The 7543-nt window shown below is 37.5% G+C and carries 9 protein-coding genes; 6 read left to right on the forward strand and 3 right to left on the reverse strand.

The genetic code is table 11. From position 1 onward, the window contains the following. Position 1 precedes the first annotated feature (1 nt). Positions 2-1198 (reverse strand): DUF4085 family protein, encoded by a 1197-nt coding sequence (locus V7147_RS09675; protein WP_335367648.1) that lies wholly within the window; start codon positions 1196-1198, stop codon positions 2-4. Positions 1199-1386: 188 nt separating this feature from the next. Between V7147_RS09675 and V7147_RS09680 the strand changes: the two genes are divergently transcribed. From V7147_RS09680 to V7147_RS09705, 6 genes are all read left to right on the forward strand, one after another. Continuing rightward, on the forward strand, positions 1387-2421 hold the full coding sequence (locus V7147_RS09680; protein WP_335367649.1) for an ABC transporter permease: 1035 nt from the start codon (positions 1387-1389) through the stop codon (positions 2419-2421). A gap of 1 nt (position 2422) precedes the next feature. Continuing rightward, on the forward strand, positions 2423-3103 hold the full coding sequence (locus tag V7147_RS09685) for an ABC transporter ATP-binding protein (RefSeq protein WP_335367650.1): 681 nt from the start codon (positions 2423-2425) through the stop codon (positions 3101-3103). 18 nt (positions 3104-3121) lie between these two features. Next, positions 3122-3802: a response regulator transcription factor gene (locus V7147_RS09690; protein WP_335367651.1), complete on the forward strand. Its 681-nt coding sequence runs from the start codon at positions 3122-3124 to the stop codon at positions 3800-3802. Further along, the gene (locus V7147_RS09695) at positions 3799-5175 is read left to right on the forward strand and encodes a sensor histidine kinase (RefSeq protein ID WP_335367652.1); all 1377 of its coding nucleotides are present in this window, start codon (positions 3799-3801) and stop codon (positions 5173-5175) included. The genes V7147_RS09690 and V7147_RS09695 overlap by 4 nt, the downstream gene beginning before the upstream one ends. A 77-nt stretch (positions 5176-5252) precedes the next feature. Further along, positions 5253-5636, forward strand: coding sequence for a hypothetical protein (locus V7147_RS09700; protein ID WP_335367653.1), 384 nt, complete (start codon positions 5253-5255; stop codon positions 5634-5636). Between the two features lie 100 nt (positions 5637-5736). After that, positions 5737-6273: a cupin domain-containing protein gene (locus tag V7147_RS09705; RefSeq protein WP_335367654.1), complete on the forward strand. Its 537-nt coding sequence runs from the start codon at positions 5737-5739 to the stop codon at positions 6271-6273. Between the two features lie 154 nt (positions 6274-6427). Here V7147_RS09705 and V7147_RS09710 read toward each other — a convergent pair whose 3' ends face one another. Next, a complete protein-coding gene (locus V7147_RS09710) occupies positions 6428-6685 on the reverse strand; it encodes a hypothetical protein (protein WP_335367655.1) in 258 nt (85 codons plus the stop codon). 24 nt (positions 6686-6709) lie between these two features. Next, positions 6710-7063: a hypothetical protein gene (locus V7147_RS09715; RefSeq protein ID WP_335367656.1), complete on the reverse strand. Its 354-nt coding sequence runs from the start codon at positions 7061-7063 to the stop codon at positions 6710-6712. Positions 7064-7543: the final 480 nt, after the last annotated feature.

The raw sequence follows: 7543 nt of genomic DNA on the forward strand, positions 1-7543 counted from the left end.
ATTAATATATTAGTGAACGAAATTTTTCAATAACGTCATCGGTTAAAATTCCATTTTCATAAAAATGACTTGCATAAGCACTTGCCATCATTTCGTTCTCTTCCGTTATCTCCATTTTTGCCAAGACTCGATTGATAATTTCTGCTAGTTCATGAGGGTTTGCGTACATCGTATTCCACGCACGCACTAGCAACTCCAAATCTTCGCCTAGTGCTACAGCTTCAATTTCATCTATTGGTAAGGGTTCATCCAAATGTGCATATGGATCTTCATATATATCGGTATAAATAAACTGAATTGGATTGTGCTCTCCCAGATCATAGGCGAAGCGTTTTTTCCCGACTGTAACAACCATTTTATTTTGTATGAATTCAAGAGTCCCATTTTCTAATGAGATAGGTTTTGTGAATGTTTTAATAGTACTTGTCACGTCTGGAGTATTCAACCAATAATTATAGTCCGGATTTAATTTCGCAATGTAATCCTCAAATGATGTCTCTTTCAATTTTTCTTCGTGACTCAATAAAGTATACAAGGCAGGACGATAATAATAACTCGCCTTCAAGTTCTTCATTGAAATTGTCCATTCTGTATCAGGGCAATCAAATAACACCCGAAAGGCAAATCCATCATCAGTTTTCTGCAATTCGTAATAGACAATCCAATGCCCGACCTCCAACGGCTCATCAGAATCATCGGACATCACATTCTCAAAAACAAGGTGAATGAGGGATTTTGATGAAAAACCGCCATCTGTATTGATGTAAAGGTGAAGTATATCTCCCTCACGTTCAATACGCTCTATTGTTGAGTCATGCAAGCTTTCTTCGAATACATCTTGAACGGCCTTTGATAAAAAAGTAACGGCATTTGCAGTCTGTTCATGAGCAGCATCTAAAGTTTGTTCAAATTCTTTGTCTGCTTCTTGCATCCATTGTAAGTAATCTTCACGTACAGATTTGGGCAATGTCGGTTGATTTAATGTTCCATTTTCTACATATGGAATGAAACGGTCTGGTAACGTATGTAATAATACCTCTTTAACTTCCTCAAGCTCTTTTTGTAAATGAGAAAGGAGATCTTCGCCTTCCTCTTTTGCCTCCCTTAATACGAATTCCCAATCTTCATCTGATTCATGAATAGGAAGAGTATTACATTTTGTGAATTTTTCTTTGTCTGCTTTTGTTAGATTCCACATAGCCTCACCTCATGGTAGTTGATGAAATTAGTATACCAAATTACCTCTTTTGGGAGTTATCAATAAAAAGCGGGCAAATGCCTTCCAACCCCAAAATTGTAATCCTCTGTTCATCATCCGTTCACATACTGATTATAGACTAAGGATATCAATGAGAGGCACAGTATCCACGATTGGAGGAACTAAAAATGAAGATGGCGTTGAAGGAAATGAGGATAAATAAGGTAAGGTTTTTGATTTTGGGTTCGATTGTGTTTCTAGTAAGTCTTTTAACATTCATTATTTCGGGCTTAGCGAACGGGTTGTCGCAGGATAATGCTGCCTTAATTAAAGACCTGCCGGAAGGTGTCTTCTATATGGAAGAAGATGCGGATCAAACTTTTAATCTATCAAAAATTGACCCCGACATCCAAAATGATATTTTAAACAAGCACAAAGATGCCGCTGCTTTTTCGATTCAAATGGGGTTTCTAAATGAACAAAACGGAAAACAAAGAAGTGTCGCATTTGTCACTTCAACCGATTCACCACTATTCGAAACTGTGAATCGAGGGGAAATCATCCTTGATCAATCCATGCAGGATGCTGGGATAAAAAACGGTGACATCTTAACAAACAACCAACACGAAGGTGAGTTTATAGTTAAAGGCTTCGTTGAACAGAGTAAATACAGCCATGCGCCTGTTGCGTATATCAACCCTGAGGACTATAACGAAATCTATCATATAGAAGAAATGCAATTGATTTTTGTACCGGATATAGACACCTCACAAAATTTTGAAGGTCTACAATCCTTTTCGAAAAAAGAGTTTCTAAACACGATTTCTAGCTATAAAGCAGAGCAAATGTCATTAAATATGATTATTTGTTTTTTGGTTGTCATTAGTGGTATGTTGTTTGCTATCTTTTTCTACATGATGAACATTCAAAAAATGGGTCTGTATGGAATTCTAAAGGCCATTGGTGTAAAAACATGTTCCTTATTTAAAATGATGTGGACTCAAATGGCTTTCATCACATTCATCGCCTTGAGCTTTTCTGTCATACTAAGTCAAACTTTTAATATCCTTGCACCGACTAGCATGCCGTTTCATTTAACAACGGAAACAACCATTCAATTATCGCTGATTTTTTTTCTCATCGGCTTTGCGGGTGCAACACTTTCAGGAGTCCAAATTAAAAAAGTGGTACCATTACAAGCGATCCAACAAGGAGAGATGTAGTATGAGTATTTTTACAATTGACGATGTTCGAAAAACCTTTACAAATGGTGAAGTAAAAGAAGAAATTTTAAAAGGGGTTAACCTTACCCTTAAAGAAGGTGAAGTCACTGCATTAATTGGTGCATCAGGATCTGGTAAAAGTACGCTCCTAACAATTGCAGCAGGACTTCAACCTGCATCAGATGGAAGGATTGTATTTGATGGTAACAACATTGCAAATATAAGCTCCGAGCAAGTCCGAAAAATACGGGCAACGAAATTCGGCTTTGTGTTTCAATTTGCCCATCTTGTACCATTTCTTACAGTGGAGGAACAGCTAGCACTCATGCTCGAAGTATCTGAAACGAAATTACCGAAATACGAGCAAAAACAGGAAATTAATGCCATACTAAAATTAGTGGAAATGGAACATCGTAGGAAGGCTTATCCTTCCTCGTTATCAGGTGGGGAGAAGCAACGAGTGGCGATTGCACGTGCTATTATTCATAAACCAAAGGTTCTTTTTGCTGATGAGCCGACCGCGAGCTTAGATTCAAAACGGTCCACTGATATCATGAAGCTCATCAGAAACATTACAAAAACCTTGAACATCACGACTTTGATGGTGACGCATGATGAGGAAATGCTACCATTTGCAGATCGGATTATTAAAATGAGCGATGGACAGATCCAGCTTTATTAAATTATAGGAGCAATTTTTATGGCGACAATTTTACTTGTAGATGATGATCCGAATATTTTAAAGCTTGTTCGCATTCATTTAGCCGAACAAGGCTACGATGTTCTCGAAGCAAAAGACGGAATGGCAGCCTTGGACATTTTAAAAAAGAAAACATGTGATTTAGCGGTAGTTGATGTGATGATGCCTTATATGGATGGATACACATTGACGAAGGAAATTCGTAGCCTTTACAATATTCCGGTTATTCTATTAACAGCTAAAAGCGAAATTGAGGATAAAGAGCAAGGGTTCCAAGCGGGGACGGATGATTATCTCGTTAAGCCTTTCGAGCCGAAGGAATTAAGTTTTCGAATCAAGGCGCTACTAAGGCGTTACGATTACCAGACGGAAGAAGGCATTCTTCATATTGGAAAAATAATGATCAATAAAAAGAGCTACGAAGTCCAAATTGGCAGAAGGACCTTACTTTTACCGTTAAAAGAATTCGAGCTTCTTTATTATCTTGTTTCCAATCCAAGGCAGGTATTTTCGAGAGAGCACTTAATCGAACAAATTTGGGGTTTGGATTTCCAAGGGGACGAGAGAACCGTTGATGTTCATATTAAAAGACTACGGGAACGCTTTTCAAAACTTATGGATGACTTTCAAATTAAAACAGTGCGTGGCGTTGGTTACATGCTGGAGGTCCGCCAATCATGAAAACACTTTATGTAAAATTCATAGTCTTCACGATGGGCATGATGTTCATAAGTTTTATTTTAGCATTCATCATTTCGAATAGTTATTATCAACACAAGCTGAAGCCAGTTAATGATCAAAAAAACACTCAAGTGGCACTAGACATTGCTGAATTTGCGCAAGCACATCCTAAGATTGCTTTATCAGACTATTTACAAAGCCTTGCTGCCACAGGTTATCAATTTTATCTGATTGATGAAGCGGGAAACGAATCGTTTTTTGGGGAGCCATTTCGGGATGAAAATCTTCCTGGTACCATTGAACAACAGGTATTAAGTGGGGAGTTTTTTCACGGTATTTTACAGTTCCCCCAGGAAACCTTTGTGACCGGCTTTTTCGCGAATGAATTAAGAAATACAATTGGAGTTCCATTAAATCACAATGGAAGCCGTTTCGCCCTTTTTATGAGGCCAGATATTAAGTTTCTTTTCAATGAGATGCACTTGTTGTTCGGCTGGATTGTTGGATTAACGGTGTTACTTAGTGTAATCATGGTTTTGATTAATACAAGATATTTAGTGAAGCCGATTTCCGATTTGACAAAAGCAACAAAATCCTTGGAGTTCGGTGATTTTAATGTGGATTTAGATACAAATCGCCATGATGAGCTAGGAGAGCTATCAAAAAGCTTTTTGCAAATGGCACGGAAATTAGAGCAGATGGACGATATTAGGAAGGAATTTATCTCAAATATTTCACATGATATTCAATCGCCACTTTCTAATATTAAAGGATACACAAGCTTGCTTGAGAAGGAATCCATGACAACCGAAGAAAAAAATCAATACATTTCAATTATTATTGGTGAGATTGAAAGGCTTTCTAACCTAACGAAACAATTGTTATTACTTGCCTCACTTGATCGAAATGAAGATGTTGTGAAGAAAAAATCATTTAATCTTGGTCAGCAAATCAAGGAATTAATTCGGAATTATCAATGGTCGATTGGAGAGAAGGGGATTATGCTTGGCTATACAATACCGGATATTGAGATCGTCGGTGACCCGGCATTATTGAATACGGTGTGGGATAATCTCTTATCAAATGCCATTAAATACAATAAACCCGAAGGCACTATTGAAATTACAGCAGATAAAAATGAAGAATCAGTCATTATCAGGTTCGAGGATTCAGGGATCGGGATGAAAGATTCAGAGATGGAACGAATTTTTGATCGTTTTTATCGGGTGGATCAATCACGTACTCGCTCAATTGAAGGTACAGGACTTGGTTTATCGATTGTTAAAATGATTGTTGATTTGCATGGTGGTAGCATAACGGTCTCAAGCAAGGAAAATGAAGGGACAACCTTTATCGTAGATTTACCGTTATAGATTGTAATCTTCTATTCATCCTCCGTTCATATTCAGTTGGTATATTCGAGTAAATCGAAATAAACGGAGGGAATGTAATGAATAAAAATAGTTTAGTATTATTAAGATTCGCAAGTATATTCGGTCTGATCGGAGCGATACTTGGGGCACATATGGCCGGTGTAGGTTCATATGCGTTCCGCCCAGTGCATGCACATATTTTAGTTGTAGGCTGGTTGAGTTTGTTTGCATGGGCTGTTTTCTACAAAGTATTCCAAGTCGAACAATCGATTTTAACAAAAGTCCATGTATGGACAGCGATCATTGGATCAACCGGTTTAACAGTCGGAATGTGGCTATACATGGTCAAACCATTTCCACTACCTGAAGGTGTAACACTCATCCTATATATTGGGGGCGGAGTTGCGTTACTTGTGAGCTTCATCGTATTCTTCCTAATTACTTTATTCACAAAAAAGTAGCGGGTTAAGCGGAATGGGGCTTGTCCCCTGAACCACTAGGTGACCTTCACGATTGAGTCTGCATAGGATAATTTATCAAATTGTGGAGGGATCCTATAAAATGTATTATGTACCTTATGTGCATCCATATTACTACAGTCAACAGCAGCAATATCAGTATTATATGAATGAGCCTAGGCATTACTGGAATCAATGGGGGCCGATGTATAGAGAAAAACATGAGTTCAAAGATCATGGAAAAAAACCCTATGTAGTCAATATCAATGAGGCTACAAAACAAAACAATACGTATCGCACTGCGATTTGGACAGGTGACCATTTGCAGGTAACGTTAATGAGTATTCAGGTTGGCGAAGACATTGGGTTAGAGATACATCCGCATGTTGATCAATTCTTGCGCCTAGAACAAGGCCATGGACTAGTTCAAATGGGGAAAAGAAAAGACCATTTAGACTTTGTGCGTGAAGTCAATGACGACTCAGCCATATTCATTCCAGCTGGTACCTGGCACAATGTAACCAATACAGGAAACATTCCGTTAAAACTGTATTCCATCTATGCACCACCAAACCACCCATTCGGCACTGTTCATAAAACCAAAAAGGCCGCAATGGAAGCTGAGCATGAGCATCACTAAAATAAATTTCACTAATCATTCAACAAAAATGGGCAGAGCCAAAAGCTTTGCCCATTTTTGTTGAATTGGTTTTGGATTGATATATTTTGATTTTGGGTCGATATCCTTAGCTCATTCAATAAACTCAAGTCATGTTGTCCCTTTTACAGGTGCTTTATAACAAGCCATTTTTTGACTTTACTTCAACTAGAATAAAGACTTTTTCTGAAATGGTTCCAACACTTGTTTTAAAAGGGTTGAGCAATCTCATCCTCATATATCGTAATAAAATACTTTTAATCTCAATGTCGATTCTCTTTTTTTTTATAAGGTACAAGTATAGCCCGTTATTATTAGGAACTTTTATTAAATCGGTGAGAATCCAGCCGTGATTCAAATAATGTGTAAACACTTGTTTTGTTTTTCTCTCCACAGTACAACAACCTTGAAGTTCTTTTTAATTCTTGAAAATTACTGGTACCGTAACCAACAAAGAATCACTAGATTCCTCCAAATTGATTTCTCCAGGCGTTAAGAAACCATCTTCAATTCCAGTACTGATTAAAATGGAAGCCTTACTTAAATCACGGTTTCTATTTTCACGTTCTTTTTCTGTATCAGCCCATTCTACTACGAAACAATCGGCGGAAATCCGGTCGTTCATGCCATCCGACATTTCCCCATATGCATTTTCGATATAAGAGGTGCACACTGCACCTAAATTATGTAGGTTCAAATTCCCGTTAACGGTTTCAAGCGGATCATAGGTCCATGTGATTAAGTCATTGCCTCTATCAGCAGCTAATTCCATTTGCTCATGTTTTAATCTTTCACCTATGCCTAGCTAGCGAAAATCAGGGTGAATCCCTAGACTGTGAGAAACAAGGTAGGGCTTTTTCCCCTCGAAGCCAGGAAAACTTATTGAAAACCAATAAGCTCGTACTTGTAAAAGGCACCTAAAATAAATCCACCGTTTTTTATTGTGGCTGTTGTACGGCTGATAGGGACCATACCTTTTGGACTCCAAACAGACGATTCTAGGTTGTGAACCTTTTGTAATTCTCGGTTGAAGTAACACTTTTAATATTCAATAATAATAAAATGTCTAGTTGCATCGTTTGCCTCCAAATGTTCCGATACAGTATATAACCAAATACATATCATTATCATTATAAAATGACTAGAGAGAATTATCGAATTTTTGAAAGAGGGGATTAACAAAGTCTTCCTAAATATTATGAATAAGCAATAAGTCATTTTTTATCTTCTATAGTTTAAAACTATGGAATTA

Source organism: Bacillus sp. JJ1521 (genome assembly GCF_036965165.1).
In the GTDB taxonomy this organism is placed as follows: Bacteria; Bacillota; Bacilli; order Bacillales; family Bacillaceae_L; genus Ferdinandcohnia.